The organism is Methylocystis sp., from assembly GCF_051062815.1.
Lineage (GTDB): Bacteria > Pseudomonadota > Alphaproteobacteria > Rhizobiales > Beijerinckiaceae > Methylocystis.
Genome location: NZ_JBPFDU010000046.1, coordinates 1 through 16,232, shown reverse-complemented (window position 1 = coordinate 16,232; position 16,232 = coordinate 1). Strand labels below are relative to the sequence as shown.

17 protein-coding genes are annotated in these 16,232 nt (G+C 64.0%); 10 read left to right on the top strand and 7 right to left on the bottom strand.

The features are described from left to right. Nucleotides 1-344, bottom strand: a 344-nt coding sequence (locus ACR65W_RS07350) for an NUDIX domain-containing protein (RefSeq protein ID WP_434502459.1), incomplete at its 3' end; no start/stop codon positions are given. Nucleotides 345-500: 156 nt separating this feature from the next. Here ACR65W_RS07350 and vapB point away from each other — a divergent pair. Together vapB and ACR65W_RS07340 are read left to right on the top strand one after the other, a co-directional pair. Then, nucleotides 501-734: a type II toxin-antitoxin system VapB family antitoxin gene (gene vapB, locus ACR65W_RS07345; RefSeq protein WP_434499297.1), complete on the top strand. Its 234-nt coding sequence runs from the start codon at nucleotides 501-503 to the stop codon at nucleotides 732-734. Then, complete coding sequence (locus ACR65W_RS07340) at nucleotides 735-1,127, top strand: PIN domain-containing protein (protein ID WP_434499296.1); 393 nt, start codon at nucleotides 735-737, stop codon at nucleotides 1,125-1,127. A gap of 129 nt (nucleotides 1,128-1,256) precedes the next feature. Here ACR65W_RS07340 and tuf read toward each other — a convergent pair whose 3' ends face one another. Together tuf and ACR65W_RS07330 are read right to left on the bottom strand one after the other, a co-directional pair. Then, a complete protein-coding gene (gene tuf, locus ACR65W_RS07335; protein WP_434502457.1) occupies nucleotides 1,257-2,447 on the bottom strand; it encodes an elongation factor Tu in 1,191 nt (396 codons plus the stop codon). 200 nt (nucleotides 2,448-2,647) lie between these two features. Further along, on the bottom strand, nucleotides 2,648-3,289 hold the full coding sequence (locus tag ACR65W_RS07330; RefSeq protein ID WP_434499292.1) for a hypothetical protein: 642 nt from the start codon (nucleotides 3,287-3,289) through the stop codon (nucleotides 2,648-2,650). A gap of 516 nt (nucleotides 3,290-3,805) precedes the next feature. On the opposite strand from ACR65W_RS07330, the gene ACR65W_RS07325 reads away from it, so the two are divergent. After that, the gene (locus ACR65W_RS07325) at nucleotides 3,806-4,930 is read left to right on the top strand and encodes a DUF3611 family protein (protein ID WP_434499291.1); all 1,125 of its coding nucleotides are present in this window, start codon (nucleotides 3,806-3,808) and stop codon (nucleotides 4,928-4,930) included. Nucleotides 4,931-4,995: 65 nt separating this feature from the next. Here the strand turns inward: ACR65W_RS07325 and pyrC are convergent, their stop codons facing one another. After that, nucleotides 4,996-6,297: a dihydroorotase gene (gene pyrC / locus ACR65W_RS07320; RefSeq protein ID WP_434499290.1), complete on the bottom strand. Its 1,302-nt coding sequence runs from the start codon at nucleotides 6,295-6,297 to the stop codon at nucleotides 4,996-4,998. 140 nt (nucleotides 6,298-6,437) lie between these two features. Between pyrC and ACR65W_RS07315 the strand changes: the two genes are divergently transcribed. The 5 genes from ACR65W_RS07315 to ACR65W_RS07295 all read left to right on the top strand — a co-directional run bounded on the left by ACR65W_RS07315 (nucleotide 6,438) and on the right by ACR65W_RS07295 (nucleotide 11,045). Continuing rightward, nucleotides 6,438-7,547 carry a two-component system sensor histidine kinase NtrB gene (locus ACR65W_RS07315; protein WP_434499289.1) on the top strand — a complete coding sequence of 370 codons (1,110 nt, stop codon included), beginning with the start codon at nucleotides 6,438-6,440 and terminating at the stop codon, nucleotides 7,545-7,547. A 202-nt stretch (nucleotides 7,548-7,749) separates the two neighbouring features. Further along, nucleotides 7,750-8,412, top strand: a complete 663-nt coding sequence (gene ftsE, locus ACR65W_RS07310) for a cell division ATP-binding protein FtsE (protein ID WP_434499288.1) — start codon at nucleotides 7,750-7,752, stop codon at nucleotides 8,410-8,412. A gap of 16 nt (nucleotides 8,413-8,428) precedes the next feature. Further along, nucleotides 8,429-9,388 carry a cell division protein FtsX gene (locus tag ACR65W_RS07305; protein ID WP_434499287.1) on the top strand — a complete coding sequence of 320 codons (960 nt, stop codon included), beginning with the start codon at nucleotides 8,429-8,431 and terminating at the stop codon, nucleotides 9,386-9,388. Nucleotides 9,389-9,537: 149 nt separating this feature from the next. Next, the gene (locus ACR65W_RS07300) at nucleotides 9,538-10,191 is read left to right on the top strand and encodes a YdcF family protein (RefSeq protein WP_434499286.1); all 654 of its coding nucleotides are present in this window, start codon (nucleotides 9,538-9,540) and stop codon (nucleotides 10,189-10,191) included. 65 nt (nucleotides 10,192-10,256) lie between these two features. Then, nucleotides 10,257-11,045, top strand: coding sequence for a lysophospholipid acyltransferase family protein (locus ACR65W_RS07295; protein WP_434499285.1), 789 nt, complete (start codon nucleotides 10,257-10,259; stop codon nucleotides 11,043-11,045). 79 nt (nucleotides 11,046-11,124) lie between these two features. On the opposite strand, the gene ACR65W_RS07290 is transcribed toward ACR65W_RS07295, so the two are convergent. The 3 genes from ACR65W_RS07290 to ACR65W_RS07280 all read right to left on the bottom strand — a co-directional run bounded on the left by ACR65W_RS07290 (nucleotide 11,125) and on the right by ACR65W_RS07280 (nucleotide 12,673). Continuing rightward, nucleotides 11,125-11,385, bottom strand: coding sequence for a hypothetical protein (locus tag ACR65W_RS07290; RefSeq protein ID WP_434499284.1), 261 nt, complete (start codon nucleotides 11,383-11,385; stop codon nucleotides 11,125-11,127). A gap of 79 nt (nucleotides 11,386-11,464) precedes the next feature. Beyond that, entirely contained in the window at nucleotides 11,465-12,034 is a 570-nt protein-coding gene (thpR, locus tag ACR65W_RS07285; RefSeq protein ID WP_434499282.1) for an RNA 2',3'-cyclic phosphodiesterase, read from the bottom strand. Between the two features lie 30 nt (nucleotides 12,035-12,064). Beyond that, entirely contained in the window at nucleotides 12,065-12,673 is a 609-nt protein-coding gene (locus ACR65W_RS07280; RefSeq protein ID WP_434499281.1) for an arylesterase, read from the bottom strand. A 113-nt stretch (nucleotides 12,674-12,786) separates the two neighbouring features. Between ACR65W_RS07280 and ACR65W_RS07275 the strand changes: the two genes are divergently transcribed. Together ACR65W_RS07275 and ACR65W_RS07270 are read left to right on the top strand one after the other, a co-directional pair. Further along, a complete protein-coding gene (locus tag ACR65W_RS07275) occupies nucleotides 12,787-13,476 on the top strand; it encodes an ABC transporter ATP-binding protein (protein WP_434499280.1) in 690 nt (229 codons plus the stop codon). Then, complete coding sequence (locus tag ACR65W_RS07270; RefSeq protein ID WP_434499279.1) at nucleotides 13,473-16,028, top strand: ABC transporter permease; 2,556 nt, start codon at nucleotides 13,473-13,475, stop codon at nucleotides 16,026-16,028. The genes ACR65W_RS07275 and ACR65W_RS07270 overlap by 4 nt, the downstream gene beginning before the upstream one ends. The last annotated feature ends 204 nt before the right edge of the window (nucleotides 16,029-16,232 follow it).

Genomic DNA, 16,232 nt, shown 5'->3' with positions numbered 1-16,232 from the left:
ATCGACCAGGCGGTCGCGACATGTTCGAGCGCGCCGAGCCGCAATCCGCCTTCTTCGAGCGCCTCGCGCTTTGCCGTGGCCGCCGCGTCATCCTCGCCCTCGACAAGACCGGCGATCGCTTCGAGCGAATGCGTCGCGCCGACCGCCACTAGTAGCGGCGCGCGCAGCTGCTCGACGAGCAGCGCCGTCTTGCGCGCGGGATCGTAGGGCAGCACGGCTGCCGCGCAGCCGTGATCCTCCACGTCGCGCAGGATCAGTTTTCCGTGCGGCATGCGGATGGTGGCGATCGACATGGTCGCCCAGCGCCGGTGCGTCTGTTCGACTTTGATGACGGCGGGTTTCATTGGGCGCGGGTCCGAAAACAAAGGGGTAAGAGCGCGGCTGCCGCCCTTTTACTTTTACAATGCTTCAGCGTCGACGACGCCGGCGACGATGCATATCTTGACGCTGCGCCGATGCAGCGTATATCCCTATTGGATATACGTGGCTGTGAGGCGAAAATGACCACTGTCGCAACGACCATATTTCAAAACAATCGGACACAAGCGGTGCGCCTGCCGAAAGCCGTCGCCTTTCCTGATACCGTCAAGGAAGTGGAAATCGTCGTCGTCGGCGACTCGCGCATCGTGTCGCCTGCGGGCAAGAGATTTAGCGAATGGGCGAAACGGCATCCGCCCTTCCCCGATTTCGAACGTCCCTCGCAGCCCCTGCTCGACGACGACGCCATTTTTTGAATGCGCTATATGCTCGACACGAATATTTGCAGCGCTGTCATTAAGCGCCGCGACGCGCATGTGCTCGACAAGTTTGACGCCGAGGCGGGACGCATGTGCCTCTCGGCGATCACGTTAAGCGAACTGCTGTTCGGCGCCGAAAAAAAGCGAAGCGCGGCGCTCGACGCCGCGTTGCGGGACTTTGTCGCCTGTATCGGGGTGGCCCCCTACGACGAAGCGGCGGCGCATTACGGGCAGTTACGCGCCGAACTCGAAAGGATGGGATCGCCGCTCGGCGCGAACGATCTCTTTATCGCCGCGCATGCGCGGTCTCTGGGGTTGGCGCTGGTGACGAACGACGCCGCCTTCGATCGCGCGCCGGGGCTGCGCGTGGAGAATTGGCTACGAGGCTGATGTCTCCAAGCTCTTCCATCAATTTGAAAGGCAGATCGAATACTTTTGGGGCGGTCGACCCCCATCCTTTGAGGGTCGCTGTCCAGTAGCGGGGAGGACGCCGCCCGGCCCCTCCCCGACGTCCTCACATTACTCGATGATGCTGGCGACGACGCCGGCGCCGACCGTTCTGCCGCCTTCGCGGATGGCGAAGCGCAGCTTCTCCTCCATGGCGATCGGCACGATCAGCACCACGTCCATCGTCACATTGTCGCCCGGCATCACCATCTCGACGCCGTCGGGAAGCGTGACGATCCCGGTCACGTCCGTCGTGCGGAAGTAGAATTGCGGACGATAATTGGTGAAGAACGGCGTGTGGCGACCGCCCTCCTCTTTGGTGAGGATATACGCCTCGGCCTTGAACTTGGTGTGCGGCTTCACCGAACCCGGCTTGCACAGCACCTGGCCGCGCTCGACGTCCTCGCGCTTCGTGCCGCGCAGCAGGCAGCCGACATTGTCGCCCGCCTCGCCCTGATCCAAGAGCTTGCGGAACATCTCGACGCCGGTCACCGTCGTCTTGGTCGTCGGGCGGATGCCGACGATCTCGACTTCCTCGCCGACCTTCACAACGCCGCGCTCGATGCGCCCCGTCACCACCGTGCCGCGGCCCGAAATCGAGAACACGTCCTCGACCGGCATCAGGAACGGCTGATCCTTCGGCCGCTCAGGCTGCGGAATATATTTGTCGACTTCCTGCATCAGCTTCAGGATCGCGTCATGGCCGATCTCGGGGTTCTTGCCCTCGAGCGCGCACAGCGCCGAACCCTTGACGATCGGAATGTCGTCGCCGGGGAACTCATATTTCGACAGAAGCTCGCGCACTTCGAGCTCGACGAGTTCGAGAAGCTCCGGGTCGTCGACCATGTCGACCTTGTTCAGGAACACGACGAGCGCCGGCACGCCGACCTGGCGGGCCAGCAGGATGTGCTCGCGCGTCTGCGGCATCGGGCCGTCGGCGGCCGAGACCACCAGGATCGCGCCGTCCATCTGCGCCGCGCCGGTGATCATGTTCTTCACATAGTCGGCGTGGCCGGGGCAGTCGACATGGGCGTAATGGCGGTTCTGCGTCTCATATTCGACATGCGCCGTCGAAATCGTGATGCCGCGCGCCTTCTCTTCCGGCGCCTTGTCGATCTGGTCATAGGCCGTAAAGGTCGCGCCGCCCGTCTCCGCCAGAACCTTGGTGATCGCCGCCGTCAAAGACGTCTTGCCATGGTCGACGTGCCCAATCGTCCCAATGTTGCAGTGCGGCTTCGTGCGTGAAAACTTTTCCTTGGCCATGATCCTCGTTCCGAGTGGTCACGAGCCCGTCGCTCGCGCGCGGCGAGCCTTTACGGCTATTGGCGGAATTCTTCAAGGGGCGCGCCTGGCCCTGGGCGATCCGGGCCGACCGAGTCACCGGCCGTATCGCGTTGCGCGATAGCCGCGCGTTATTCCAGGGGACATATGGCGTGGCACACGCTGCAAACATGCGCCGGCCTCTATTTCGGCTGCTCCTTGCCGCGGAACGCAGGGCTTCCTTTGGGCGGGAAGTCCATGTGTCTCTTGATCTCGGATTTGGGCTCCGGCGTAGTCACCAGGACCTCTTCTCTGAGCCGGCGCTCTTGAACCGCATCGACGTCCATGGTTTCCACCTCGCCATTGGAGTGGCGGGCGGTGTAAACTCCGACCACGTCCAACGGTTCGGGACTCTTGATCACCACGAACCCCTCAAGAAATGCGAAATCGACGCACACGCCGTTGATCGGGCAGAAATAGCCCGCGATATCGAAACAATTCAGTTCCGTCGCGCCGTCGGCCTGAAGTTCGGCCTTCTTGAACGGCGTGACGCTGAACGGACCGGGGTCCGACCCGAATTCCGTCGCCAGCGCCACTTTCGCGGCGATGGCGAAGCGCTTCCTGGTCGGATTATGGATGTTGACGATTGTCCGATAGACGCCCTTCGCCAAAGTCCCGTCCTGATGTGGAACCAGCAGCGAACAGACGACCTTGGCGGCATATTGATATTCGGTCTTTATCGTTTCGTTGGATTTCAACGCCTGCGCGCGCGAACTCGTAGGAATTCCAGCGAAAGCAAGGCTCAGTGCGAGGAGGGAGCTGTTGAAAGCATGTGCGCGTTTCATAATCCGCACTCCACGAAATATGGGTTTCGCGAAATATCTGTTCTTGTCGCCCTGCCCAGCCCCAATGCCTTTGGCGCCGAGATTATCGGGCGCCCAAAATAAATCTCTCATCCGTTCGCTTGGGCTAACGTGCGAACGCGTGAATTCGTTCCGCGGATAACGGGCCAGACGCCGGATGTCCGGCCTCGCGCCGCTCTCGCGGGCTCGACCGAAACAGCGCGTGCGCGATTTCCCGTCGCGTTGTCCATCTCATCGCAGCGCGAAGTGTCGGTTTGCGGCAGAGAGATCAACGACATCCGGAATGACAGGTCACTTCCGTAATCACCGGCGTCGTTTCGCCCACCGTATTGACGTCGACCACGACGTCCTTGCGTTTCCAGCGGAAGATACAATTGGCCATTCCCGTTCCGGCGCAAGTGACCGTCTCGGGTCGTCCCTTGCAGCGCGGCCGCGACTAAAGCGCTGCGCGTTGAAATCGCCGCCGCGCGCGCCAACTGGTTGTGTGGCGGGGCGTAAATGCGGCTTCAAAAATTGCGCTACGATTTCTTCGATGATCCGGTCGATTGGGCGTTCGCCGCCCTCTTCGCCTTGCTTTCCCTCGCCGCGTGGGGAGTGCGGCTCTGGGAGCCGTCGTTCGGCGGTCCGCTCACAAATCTCGCGCTGAACTTCGCCGCGCTGATCGTCGTCCTGCTCGCCGCTCAATATCTGTGGCGCGCCTGGTTTCCGAATTACCCTTTCAGCGTCAGCCCAACGTGGAGGCGGTTCGCCGCCTATCCGCTGCGCCAATTCGTCTATGCGGCCGCGGGCCTGCTCGTCGTCAGCAGCGGATTCGAAGCGATTTTCAGCGGCGCTTCGTTTGACGTCGTGGGATTCTCGGCCGGATCGCCGGGTCTGGCGGATCCGGACTTCGCCGACGTCGCACGCGCAATGAACCTGATCGCCGCCTTCGTGCTCCCGGCCGGATTGGTCGCATATCTGGGATTCGTCGCATTAGCCGGACCGGCGCGGCGCGCGACATCCACGGCGCTTGTCGCCACCGCGCCGCAAAGGAGGGCGTTGGCGCTCTCGCCGGAATCGACTCTGGTCGGGCAGGATCTTGGCCGTCGCATCCGCCTCATGGGTTGGATCGGATTCTGGCTGGATTTCATCCTGGCGTTCCTGACCGCCCCGCTCCTCGCCTTTGGCGCGGTTGGCCAATCGATCAGCTCCACCGTCTGGGTCAGCGATCCGATCCATTGGGGGTATTTCGGACTGGGACTCCTATTAGCTTCGCTGTTCCTGGATCTCTTTTCGACGATCGCCTCCGGCAGGCTGATGCGCGACCCGGCGAGCATGCTCGCCGCCGATCAGCCAGCGGCGTTGTGGTTTCTCGGCGCAGGTTCGATTGTCAATGTGCTCGGCTCTATGGTCTCGTTCATCGGCGTCGGCTTGAGCATCGCCCTGCTTGTCGCCAAGACCGTGTCGCAGCCGCCGGGGATCGCCATTACCGATCCGGACAGGATCGTGCGCGCGCTAGACGTCTTCATCTTAATGGCGAACTTTAACTTGCTTCTTGCTCATTTCATTGGGGCTGGAGCTGCGGTCTGGCTCAGCACCCAGGCGCTCAAGGCGCGACATAAGTTCGCCCTCGGACTGGGATGAGGCGCAAGCGACCGGCGAAAAAGCGCCCGACGGAACCTCGATCGATCACCGTCCCCGCCTGGAGCCTATTCTTCGTAGACGACTGCGCCCCCGACGACGGTCGTCTTGACCACGCCCTGCAGCAGCGCCCCATCGAACGGGGTGTTCTTGGAGCGCGAGTGGAGCGCGGCGGGATCGACGACGAAAGGCGCGTCCGGATCGAAGCGGACGATGTCCGCCGGGGCGCCTTTTTGCAGCCTGCCCTGCGGCAGTCCCAGAATTTCCGCCGGGCGCGATGTCATCGCCTCGAGCAGGCGCGTCAGCGTGATGTCGCCCGAATGCACGAGCCGAAGCCCCGCCGCGAGCATCGTCTCGACGCCGATCGCCCCATATTCGGCTTCGGCGAAGGGCAGCCGTTTGGTTTCGACGTCCTGCGGATCATGGTCGGACACGATGACGTCGATCAGCCCTTCGCCGAGCGCGCCAACGAGCGCCCTACGTTCATCCTCATGGCGCAACGGCGGTCTGAGCTTGAGGAAGGTGCGATAGTCGCCGATGTCGTTCTCGTTCAGCGTCAGATGATTGATCGAGGTCCCGCAGGTGACGGCCAAGCCCTCGTCCTTGACTCTGCGCAACGCGTCCAACGCAAGCGTCGTCGTCACGATCGCCGAGTGATAGCGCGCGCCGGTCAGCGCGACGAGCCGCAAGTCGCGATCGAGCATGATCGCCTCTGCTTCACGCGGCGCGCCGGATAGGCCGAGCCGATGCGCAAATTCGCCTTCGTTCATGACGCCGACGGAAAGGTCGGGGTCTTCGGCGAAATGAATGACGAGCGCATCAAAATCGCGCGCATAGGTGAGCGCTCGCCGCATGACGAGCGCGCTTCGCACCGAGCGCGCGCCGTCGCAGAACGCGACCGCGCCGGCCTGCTGCAGCAGCCCCAGCTCGGCGATCTCCCTGCCCTCACGGCCTCTGGTGAGCGCCGCCATCGGGGCGACGCGGACGCGTCCGGTGTCGCGCGCACGGCGCAGAACGAAATCGACCACCGCGGGATCGTCGACGGGCGGCAGCGTCGCCGCGGTCGATACGATTGTCGTCACGCCGCCCGCCGCGGCCGCGAGAGTCGCGCTGGCGATGGTTTCGCGATGTTCCGCCCCCGGCTCGCCGACGAAGGCCTGCATGTCGATGAGGCCTGGCGCGACGACGTCGCCGGCGCAATCGATGGCGCGCGCGCCTTCGGGAGCGTCGCCCTGTCGAACGGATTCGCCGAGCTCGGCGATGACGCCGTCCATCGTCACCAGACCGCCGCGCATTTCGCGCCCCGAGCCCGGATCGATCAGCCGTGCGTTGAGAAGGAACAGCGGCGCTGGAGCTTGTGGCGGCGACATGGCGTCTGCTTAGGCCATTTCTCGGACGTTGAAAATGCGCATGGCTCAGGGGTATTGGGCTTGAACTCGTCCCGCAAGCGCCTAGCTACCGCGAGTTGGGGCTGCGAGCGGCGCGCGCCGAGCGCCCCCGGGGAGAACGTATGCGTTCCCTCAGCCCTCGAGACGCCCCACTCGCGCCAAGCGTGGCGGACGGCGAAGGACGCCCTGATCTCCCGGCGATGATGAACGCCGCCTTCGACGGAATCATAGCGATCGACGAGCACGGCGCGGTGCGGTCGATCAGCGCGGAGGCGGCGTCGCTGTTCGGCTATGCGCCTGGCGACGTCATCGGACGGGATTTTGGCATGCTGACGGCGGAGGCGAACCAACGCCGCCGCGACTATTCGCGGCGGGGAACGCCAAGCATTCGCCGACGGATCGAAGGCCTGCGCGAGGACGGCTCCGTCTTTCCCGTGGAGCTTGTCGTCAGCGAAGTCGCCTGCGACGGAGAACGACTTTTTATCGCTTTGGTCCGCGATCTCAGCTCCAGGCGCAGCTTTGAGCAGGGGGTTCAGGAGCTTCAGGCGAACCGCCTTGAGTTGATTGAGAATATGGCGACCGGATTGGCGCATGAGCTCAAGCAGCCTTTGACGGCGATCGGCGCCTACCTCAATTTCGCGCGTCGGCGTCTGAACGAAAAAGTCCTCTCGATCGAGAAAGTCGAGGAGATGTTGGACAACGCCGATGCGCAAGTCTTCCGCGTCGCTGAAATCATGGACAATCTTCGCCAGTTCATCGCGCGCGGAGAGACCTTGAAAGCTCCCCAAAGTCTGAACGCCGTCATCCGAACCGCCTGCGAATTCACCGATGCGCTCGCCAAGGAACATCAAGTCAAAACCGCGATCGATCTTGAAGCGTCGCCGGACACGGTGGTGATCAACAAAGTTCAGATTCAGCAGGTCGTCGTCAATCTTAAGCGTAACGCCGTCGAGGCGATGCAGAACTGCAAGCGACGCGAGATGAAGGTGTCGACTCGCCTGGTTGAGGGCAACTTCATTCGCGCCGATGTCACGGACACCGGTCCTGGATTGCCCGAGGAGATCAAAGACAGGCTCTTCGAGCAGTTCACGACGACCAAGCCGCACGGTCTGGGCGTCGGCCTCTCCATTTCGCGCTCGATCGTCGAAGCGCATAACGGGAAGATCTGGGCCGAGCCCAACCCCGGGGGCGGGACCATCTTCAGCTTCGTATTGCCTCTGGAAGATCGCTGACCGGTCGGTCAGGCGGAGACGGCGACGCCGTCGATCGGCGGCGCCAAAGTACGGTCGCACGCCAAAAGGTCCTAAGATAAGAGATCGTTAAGAGTGATTATGGTTAAGCAGCGATGAACTGCTATTGTCGCGCGTCGCGCATCCGTCCCGAGCGTCATTCGAACCCCCGCCGTTGGGGCCATCTTTAGGGAGAGACGGCGTCGTGTTGACCTTCGAGAATGTCGGCTTGCGCTATGGCGTCGGCGCCGAAACGCTCCGAGACGTGAATTTCCAGATCGAACCGCGTTCTTTCCAGTTCCTGACCGGCCCGTCAGGCGCAGGCAAGACCACCTTGATGCGATTGATCATCATGGCGCTGCGGCCGACGCGCGGGTTGATCAACATCTTCGGCAAGGACACGGCGGCGCTCAGCAATGAAGACGTCGCGGCGACGCGCCGCAAAATCGGCGTCGTCTTCCAGGACTTCCGCCTTCTGGATCATCTGACGCTTTACGAAAACGTCGCCCTGCCCTTGCGCGTGCTCGGCCGCGAGGAGTCGACCTATCGCGCCGAGGTGGTCGAACTATTGCGCTGGGTGGGCCTCGGCGAGCGCGCGCATGCGTTCCCAACCATCCTTTCGGGCGGCGAGAAGCAGCGCGCGGCGATCGCCCGCGCGCTGATTTCGCAACCCAAACTGCTGCTGGCCGACGAACCGACGGGCAATGTCGACCCGACTCTCGCACGCCGGATCCTGCGCCTCTTCATCGAGCTCCACCGATCCGGAACCGCCGTCATTATCGCCACTCATGACTTGAGCCTCATGGACCAGTATGAAGATGCGCGGCGTCTTGTGCTTGCCGACGGGCGGCTTCACATCTTCGAATGAGCAGACGATGGCCCTGATGCGATTTTGGTCCTCGATTCGCCCGGCCGCGTCCGACGTCGATGAAGACGCCGAAGAGATTCCGTCGCAAAGCGCGCTCGTGCCCGCCGATTCCGTCGCCGGCCGCTCGCTGGTCATCGTCATCGCGATCATGACGTTCCTCGCCGCGCTCGCCGCTAACGTCGCCATTCTCGTCGCCGATGCGAGCGTCGAATGGCGCAGCGACGTCGCGCGCGAAGCGACCGTGCAGGTGCGTCCCGTCCCCGGCCGCAACGTCGAGGCCGATGTTAGGGATGCGGCGGAGGCGATGCGGCGAACGCCCGGCGTGCGGGAAGTGCGAGTCTACGCCAAGTCTGAATCCGAGGCGCTGCTGACGCCGTGGCTCGGCGAGGGCCTGAATCTCTCTGAACTGCCCACCCCCCGCATGATCGTGCTGAAGCTCGATGCCGAAAATCGGGCGGATCTCGACAAGTTGCGCATGGAGCTTGAACGCGCCGTTCCTAACGCCGTGCTCGACGATCATCATGTCTTCATCGAGCGTCTCGGCGATATGGCGCGCGCAGCCGTGGCAGTCGCCGCCCTCATCTTCGTTTTTATCCTCGCGGCCATGGCCGTCGCCGTGGCCTCGGCCACCCGCGCCGCCGTCGCGACAAACCGCGAAATCGTGGAAGTGCTCCATATCGTTGGCGCGGCCGACTCGTTCATCTCGCGCGAATTTCAGCATCGCTTCATGGCGTTGGGATTGCGCGGCGCGCTGATCGGCGGCGGCGGCGCCATCGCCTTTTTCGCCCTGGCGCAGTTCTTCGCGCAGCGGTGGCGCGCCACGGGCGGCGGCGATCAGATGGAGGCCATGTTCGGCGATTTCACAATTGGCGCGAGCGGCTTTGTCGTCATCTTTCTGCTCGCTGGCGGCGTCGCCGCGCTGACCGGCTATCTCTCGCAGTTCATTGTGCTGCGCCACCTGCAGCGGCTCGGTTAAGCGCATTCGCCCAAATCGGCCGCCCCGATAACATCGGCGCAGAAATACCCCTATAGTCGTGTCAGAATCGCGCCTCGCGCGCGTTCTGGTCAGGAAGCATGGGCGAAGGACTCCACGATTGACGACCCCCGCACGCCAGGGAGTGAAGAATGGGTAGCGCCGTCCGCAAGGCCGCCTGCGCGATCCTCGCTGGCGGCGCTTTTCTCGCCACGGCGCTCCTGTTGGGTTTTGTCGGCTTCGCGCTGTCGCTGCCGCGAGAGGAGTTCTCCATTCCGGTGCAGGCGGAAGGCGTGGTCGCGCTGACCGGCGGCTCGGATCGCGTGCTCGACGCGGCGACCCTTCTCGCCAGCGGGCAGGCGCGACGCATGCTGATCACCGGCGTCAATCGCTCTACCCGCAGCTCCTTGCTGGCGAAAATACTGCCCGTGTCGCGAGAGCTCTTCGATTGCTGCGTCGACCTCGGCTACCAGGCGCTCGACACCGCCGGCAACGCCAAAGAGACGCGCGATTGGGCGCGCGCGCACAATATCACCCGCACGCTCATTATCGTCACCTCGAACTACCACATGCCGCGTGCGCTGGCCGAAATCTCAGCCGCCTTGCCGAAGGTCGAGCTCTATCCCTTTCCAGTCGTCAGCGAACATATCGACGTCGCCGACTGGATCAGCGATCTGCGCGTCGCCCGTTTTGTCGGGAAGGAATATATGAAATACGTAGGATCGCTGCTGCGCACCAAGTTTTTCAAGGAATACGAGGGGTCGGAACCTCCCCCGCAGCTTCGCCACAGCGTCGCATCTGAGTGAAATCTTGTTTCAACGCCTCTCGGCGCCGTAAAAGCGCGCCACGCCCCTTCGCCCAGATCTCGCCAATGCTCCTCCTGCGCTCCCTCATTTTCCAGATCGTGTTCTTCCTGAACATGTTCACGCTCATGATCGTCTGGCTGCCAGGCCTGATGATGCGGCGCCAGATCAACCAGGAGCTTGGACGCACCTGGGGGCGCACGACGCTCTGGCTGCTCGACAAAATCTGCGGCGCGAAGATCGACTGGCGAGGTCTCGAGAATATCCCCAAAGGCGCGGTGATCGTGGCCTGCAAACATCAGTCGATCTGGGAGACCTTCGTTCTGCCGATCAGGTTTCCGGACTTCAGCTATATTCTGAAGCACGAACTGATCTGGCTGCCTTTTTTCGGCTGGTACCTGCTGGCGGCCGAGCAGATCGCCATCGATCGCGCCAAGGGCGGCAAGCTGCTGCCGCAGCTGATCGCCAAATCGAAGAAGATTTTCGCCCAGGGACGGCAGCTCTTCATTTTTCCCGAAGGCACGCGCCGCCCGGCCGGCGCCCCGCCGCAATATAAATTCGGCATCGCGCATCTTTACGCGGCGACTGAAACGCCGGTGCTTCCCGTCGCCGTGAATTCCGGGCTGTTTTGGCCGCGCCGGTCGTTCCTCGTCCGGCCGGGAACCGTCGTGATCGAGTTCCTGCCGCTGATCGCGCCGGGCATGGAGCCGCGCGCTTTTTTCGACAAGCTCTCGACGGAGATCGAGACCGCGTCCGACCGATTGATCGCCGAAGCGCTGGCGAAAGACCCTTCCTTGGCGGAAATCGTCGAGAAGGGTCGTGCGAGCGCTCAAAGTATGGCGCCGGCGCAGGAATGAAGGGCGTCGCATCCTCCGGCCGAATCTAAAGAATGTCCTGATGAAGGTTGAGATGCTGCTCGACCCGCCGAAGACGCGCTTAAAGTTCGCTGATAAGGACGCCGTCGCCGATCGCGGACGTATGATATTCGATCACCGCTCGGCGGAATCCGACAATCTGCTCGCTTAGGTCCGTGCGCGTTGCATCGATTTTGGCGTCGAGCGACATCAGATCCGAGGCGATATCGGCGCGCAAGGCGCGCGATTCAGCGACTATCTCCGCCAGGTCATCCTTGGTGGCCATTTCCGCGCGCATGTCGCGAAGCAGCTGCAGGATCGGACTTTCGGGCGCCTCGGCCAAATCGGCGACCTTTCGTTCGCGAGCACACTAAGCGGTTCTTTTGAACTCCTGCAATTATTTACCCGCTTCTGCGCGCACTTTAACCTCCCGCCGTTCCTGTCAGCGCTTGCGGCGCCACAAGCAGCGGATATTCCGCCTCGACGACGTAAGGGCCGCCCCCCACGGAATCGCGCGACGAATAGAGCACGAAGCGCTCCGCGGTGAAGCGCAGCGGCGGGAAATAGCCGCGCGCGCCGAGATAGGCGGCGACGGCGCCGGCGCTGGCGCCGCGCAGACGCGCGAGCGTCACATGCGGGATGAATTTGCGCGGCTCGGGCGGCGCGCCCAGCCGGCGCAACAGCCGCTCCTGTTCCGCCTGCATGTCCATGAGACTCGGCTCCGGCCGCGCGCGCGCCACGATCGCCCGGGGCTTGTCGCCGCCAAACGACGTCAGCTGGTCGAAGGTGACGGTGACTTCCGGACGGCGGATGAAGGAGAGCGCATTCGCCGCGTCGCGCGCGAAAGCGTCGTCGACGTCGCCGATGAAGCGCAAGGTGACATGATAATTCTCAACGTCGATCCAGCGGCCGCCGGGGATTCCGCCGCGCAGGCGCGCGAGGCTTTCGGCGATTGAGCGGGGAATCTCCAGGGCCGTAAACAGTCTGGGCATGACATCCTCCCCAAGCGGGATCGCGCAGCCTCATTGCGCGCGCGAATTCCTACGCGCCCCCATGGAAACGAGCGTTCTTTCAACAAAGGGCGCGATCTTTTTGACGATCTTCGCCACGCCAGCGGCGTTGGGATGCACGCCGTCCGAAATGAGGAGCGCGGGCGAGCCCCAGACGCCTTCCAAGATAAAGGGCACAAGCGGCGCCTCATGTTTGGCGGCAAGATCCGGATAAACCGAATCGAATTCCTTCTTGTAAGCTTGCCCGTGATTCGCGCTCGAGACCATCGCCGTCAGCACCGGGCGAACGCCTTTCTGCTTTAACGTCGCAAGAATCCGATCGAGATTGGCGCGCGTCATTTTCGGATCATGCCCGTTCAACATGTCATTCGCGCCGAGTTCGACGACGGCGATGTCGAACGGCCCGGCGCCAAGGGTATAGTCGAGGCGCGCGAGCCCGGTCGTCGTCGTGTCGCCGGAAACGCCCCCTTGGACGACCTCGACGTTATATCCGTCCTCGCTCAGGCGTCTCTTGAGCTGCGCCGGAAGCGAATCTGTAGCGTCGATGCCGGGTCCCGCCGTCAGGCTGTCGCCAAACGCCAGGATGCGCACGGGTTCGGCGCGCGCGGATGTCAGCGCCATGGTCAACAGGGCCAAGGACGCGAGAGCCGCGGCTTGGAGAGAACGGCGGAAAGCGCAATAAGGCGACTGGACTGTGGGCGTCGAATGCGGCGCATCTATCAAGGTTTTGCTCCGTGCGGCGACAAGTCATCGAAGTTGAAGGGGTTGATCTCACGCTCGGCGAAGGCGCCGCCCGCGTGCATGTGCTCAAGACTGTCAGCCTGAGCGTCGCGCAGGGCGAAACCGTCGCTCTTTTGGGGCCCTCCGGCTCGGGCAAATCGACTTTGCTCATGACCCTCGCTGGACTGGAGCGGCCAGACGCCGGAAGCGTCAGGATTGACGGGCGCGATCTTGGCGCCCTTTCGGAAGACGCGCTGGCGCGTTTCCGCGGAGAAAACATAGGGATCGTCTTCCAGTCTTTCCAGCTGATCCCCACCATGACGGCGCTGGAGAATGTCGCCATTCCACTGGAACTTGCCGGGAAATCAGACGCTTTCGCACGCGCCGAGACCGAGCTTGCGGCGGTCGGGCTGGCTGAGCGCCTGGCCCACTATCCAGCTCAGCTTTCGGGAGGCGAGCAGCAGAGGGTGGCGCTCGCCCGCGCGCTCGCGCCCGACCCGCTGATTCTCGCGGCGGACGAGCCCACGGGCAATCTCGATTCGGAGACCGGCGCCGCGGTGATCGAACTCATTTTCGCGCAACAACGGCGCCGCGGGGCGACGCTTGTGCTCGTCACCCATGATCCCGCGCTCGCCGCACGCTGCAGCCGACGCGTTCTGCTGCGCTCGGGCCGCATCGAGGCGAGCGAGCGGGCGCCGTCATGAAGCCGATGCGCTTCGTCGCCCTGCCCTTCGCATTGCGCTTCGCCCTGCGCGACCTGCTCGGCGACCCGCGCGGGTTTGGGGTCTTCATCGCCTGCATCGTCATCGGCGTCGCCGCGATCTCCGGCGTCTCCGGCCTTTCACGTTCCCTGGCGCAGGGCCTCGCGCGGGAGGGCCGAACGATCCTGGGCGGCGACGCCTCCTTCAGCCTCGTCTCGCGGGAGTTTTCGCCAGAGCAACGCGCCTTCTTCGAGGCGCGCGGGCGGCTATCCGAAATTTCGCTGATGCGGGCGATGGCGCGGCGCGACGACGGCGAGGCCGCGCTGGTGGAGATCAAAGCCGTCGATCCGGCGACTTATCCAACTTTCGGCGCGGTCGCGCTCGATCCCGACATGCCCTTGGCCGAGGCGCTGGAGGAACGAAACGGGCTGCCGGGCGTCGCGGTCGATCCGATGCTGCTCGCGCGCCTCGACGCCAAGCTCGGCGACGCCGTGATGATCGGCGTTTCGCGCTTTTCGCTGCGCGCAATTCTGCGCAGCGAACCCGACAAGCTCGCGGGCGGAATTGGCTTTGGGCCGCGCGTCATGATGACGCGCGCCGCGCTCTCAGGCGCGGAACTGGCGACGCCGGGCTCGATCGTCCGGCATGTCATCCGCGTCACGCTGCGCGGCGGCGCTGACGCCGACGTCAAGGCGTTCGCCGCCGACGCCGCGAACGCCTTTCCGCAAGCCGGATGGGAGTCGCGCACGCGGGACGCCGTCTCGCCGCAGTTCTCACGCAATCTCGACCGGTTCGCGCAACTGCTCACCCTCGTTGCGCTCACCGCGCTTGTCGCCGGCGGCGCCGGCGTCGCGAACGCCGTACAGGGCTTCGTCGAGCGCAAGCGTGCGCAATTCGCCATTCTCAAGGCGCTCGGCGCCGAGGGTTCTCGGGTCTTCAGGATCGCCCTTGCCCAGGTTCTGGCGGCGGCGTCTTTCGCCATCCTGCTGGGGCTCGTCGCCGGCGCGGCGATCCCCTGGGGAGCGGCGCAAGCGCTGCGCGATCTCGCCGATCTCCCCGTATCGGCGTCGCTCGACGCGCAAGGCGCGCTCTATGGGGCTCTGTACGGGCTGCTCGTCGTCCTGATCTTTGCGCTCGTTCCTTTGGGCCGCGCGCATGAAGTTCCCGTAGCGGCGTTGCTGCGCGACGATCCGCGGGGCGCGACTCTCGCCCGCTATCGCGCCGGCGCAGGGGCCGCGGCGATTGCGCTCGCCGCCCTCGTCATGGCCACGTCTTTCGACCTGAAGCTCGGCGCGGCCTATGTCGCCGCCGCTGTCGCGGCCTTCGCCCTGCTGCGCGGCGCGGCATGGGTCGCCATGCGACTGGCCCGCGGGCTTCCGCGTTCGCGCGATGCGCGGCTGCGGTTCGCGCTCGCCAATATCTGGCGGCCGAAAAGCCTGACGCCGGCGCTGATGATCTCCATCGGCCTGACGCAAACGCTGCTCATTTCGCTCGTGCTGGTTGAAGGCGCGATTCACAACGAGTTGGCGCGGGCCGACGCCGGCGAGATTCCCAACTTCTACTTCATCGACGTGCCGAAGGCGCAAACTGAGGCTTTTGCCGATTTCCTCTCGGCCGAGGCGCCCGGCGCGCGCATCGAACACGTGCCGATGATGCGGGGGCGCATCGTCGCCGTGAAAGACGCGGCTATCGACAAGACCGCCGTGGCCGACGACGCCAAATGGGCGCTCGAGGGCGACCGCGGCGTGACCTTTTCCCCCACAATTCCGGCGAACTCCACGCTCGCCGAAGGCGAATGGTGGCCGGCGAATTACGTCGGTCCGCCGCTCGTGTCGCTTGAGCAGAAGGTCGCCGAAGGATTGGGCCTGACCATCGGCGATTCGATCCGAGTCAATGTGCTCGGCAGGGAGGTGACAGCGCAGGTCGCCAATCTGCGCCGGGTGGATTGGCGCAGTTACGCCATCAACTTCATCATGGTGTTTTCGCCCAATGTTTTTGCCGGGGCGCCCTACACCGAGCTCTTCACCGTGGCGTATGGCGCGCCATCGGTCGCGGCGCGCGACGCCAGGGACGCGCGGCTCGCGCGCGAGACGGCGAAACGCTTTCCGAGCATCGTTTCCGTGCGCGTCAAGGACGCGCTGGCGGCGATCGACAAGATCGCCGGACAGTTGGCGCTGGCCGCGCGCGCCGCGGCCGGTCTCGCCATTGTCACTGCGGTGCTGGCGCTTGCGAGCGCGCTCGCAAGCGGCCAGCGCGCAAGGCTGCACGACTCGGTGGTTTTGAAGACTCTCGGCGCCACCCGCTTCTGGCTGGCCACAGCCTATGCTCTGGAATTTGGGCTGGTCGGCCTCGCCGCCTCCCTGATCGCGGTCGCCGCAGGATCCGCCGCCGCCTACGCGATGACGACGATCCTGATGAAGATCGATTTCGGCTTCCCGCCTTGGACCATGGCGCTGATCTCGCTCGCCACTCTCGCCGTCACCATCGCCCTTGGCCTCGCCGGCGCCTGGCGGGCGCTCTCCAGACGTCCCGGACCGGAACTGCGCCAGCCTTAGAGCGCGTCCCGATCACATGAAATCATGTGATCGATAAGGACTCGCTCAAATCAAAATGGTGGAGCAGGTTCTCATCGAAAAAGTCTGTCAACTTTTTCGGAACCTGCTCAGGCGGAGAGCGAAGGCTCGACGATGAAGGGAAACGCGCCCTCGACGATCGCGCCATCCGTCGCCAGCACACGGTAGTCGACCTCATAAAGTCCG

What these genes read in the sequence shown, in the direction of transcription:
- vapB (WP_434499297.1), top strand. Translation starts at nt 501, where the DNA reads ATGACCACTGTCGCAACGACCATATTTCAAAACAATCGGACACAAGCG.
- ACR65W_RS07340 (WP_434499296.1), top strand. Translation starts at nt 735, where the DNA reads ATGCGCTATATGCTCGACACGAATATTTGCAGCGCTGTCATTAAGCGC.
- tuf (WP_434502457.1), bottom strand. Translation starts at nt 2,447, where the DNA reads ATGGCCAAGGAAAAGTTTTCACGCACGAAGCCGCACTGCAACATTGGG.
- ACR65W_RS07330 (WP_434499292.1), bottom strand. Translation starts at nt 3,289, where the DNA reads ATGAAACGCGCACATGCTTTCAACAGCTCCCTCCTCGCACTGAGCCTT.
- ACR65W_RS07325 (WP_434499291.1), top strand. Translation starts at nt 3,806, where the DNA reads ATGCGGCTTCAAAAATTGCGCTACGATTTCTTCGATGATCCGGTCGAT.
- pyrC (WP_434499290.1), bottom strand. Translation starts at nt 6,297, where the DNA reads ATGTCGCCGCCACAAGCTCCAGCGCCGCTGTTCCTTCTCAACGCACGG.
- ACR65W_RS07315 (WP_434499289.1), top strand. Translation starts at nt 6,438, where the DNA reads ATGCGTTCCCTCAGCCCTCGAGACGCCCCACTCGCGCCAAGCGTGGCG.
- ACR65W_RS07305 (WP_434499287.1), top strand. Translation starts at nt 8,429, where the DNA reads ATGCGATTTTGGTCCTCGATTCGCCCGGCCGCGTCCGACGTCGATGAA.
- ACR65W_RS07300 (WP_434499286.1), top strand. Translation starts at nt 9,538, where the DNA reads ATGGGTAGCGCCGTCCGCAAGGCCGCCTGCGCGATCCTCGCTGGCGGC.
- ACR65W_RS07295 (WP_434499285.1), top strand. Translation starts at nt 10,257, where the DNA reads ATGCTCCTCCTGCGCTCCCTCATTTTCCAGATCGTGTTCTTCCTGAAC.
- thpR (WP_434499282.1), bottom strand. Translation starts at nt 12,034, where the DNA reads ATGCCCAGACTGTTTACGGCCCTGGAGATTCCCCGCTCAATCGCCGAA.
- ACR65W_RS07280 (WP_434499281.1), bottom strand. Translation starts at nt 12,673, where the DNA reads ATGGCGCTGACATCCGCGCGCGCCGAACCCGTGCGCATCCTGGCGTTT.
- ACR65W_RS07270 (WP_434499279.1), top strand. Translation starts at nt 13,473, where the DNA reads ATGAAGCCGATGCGCTTCGTCGCCCTGCCCTTCGCATTGCGCTTCGCC.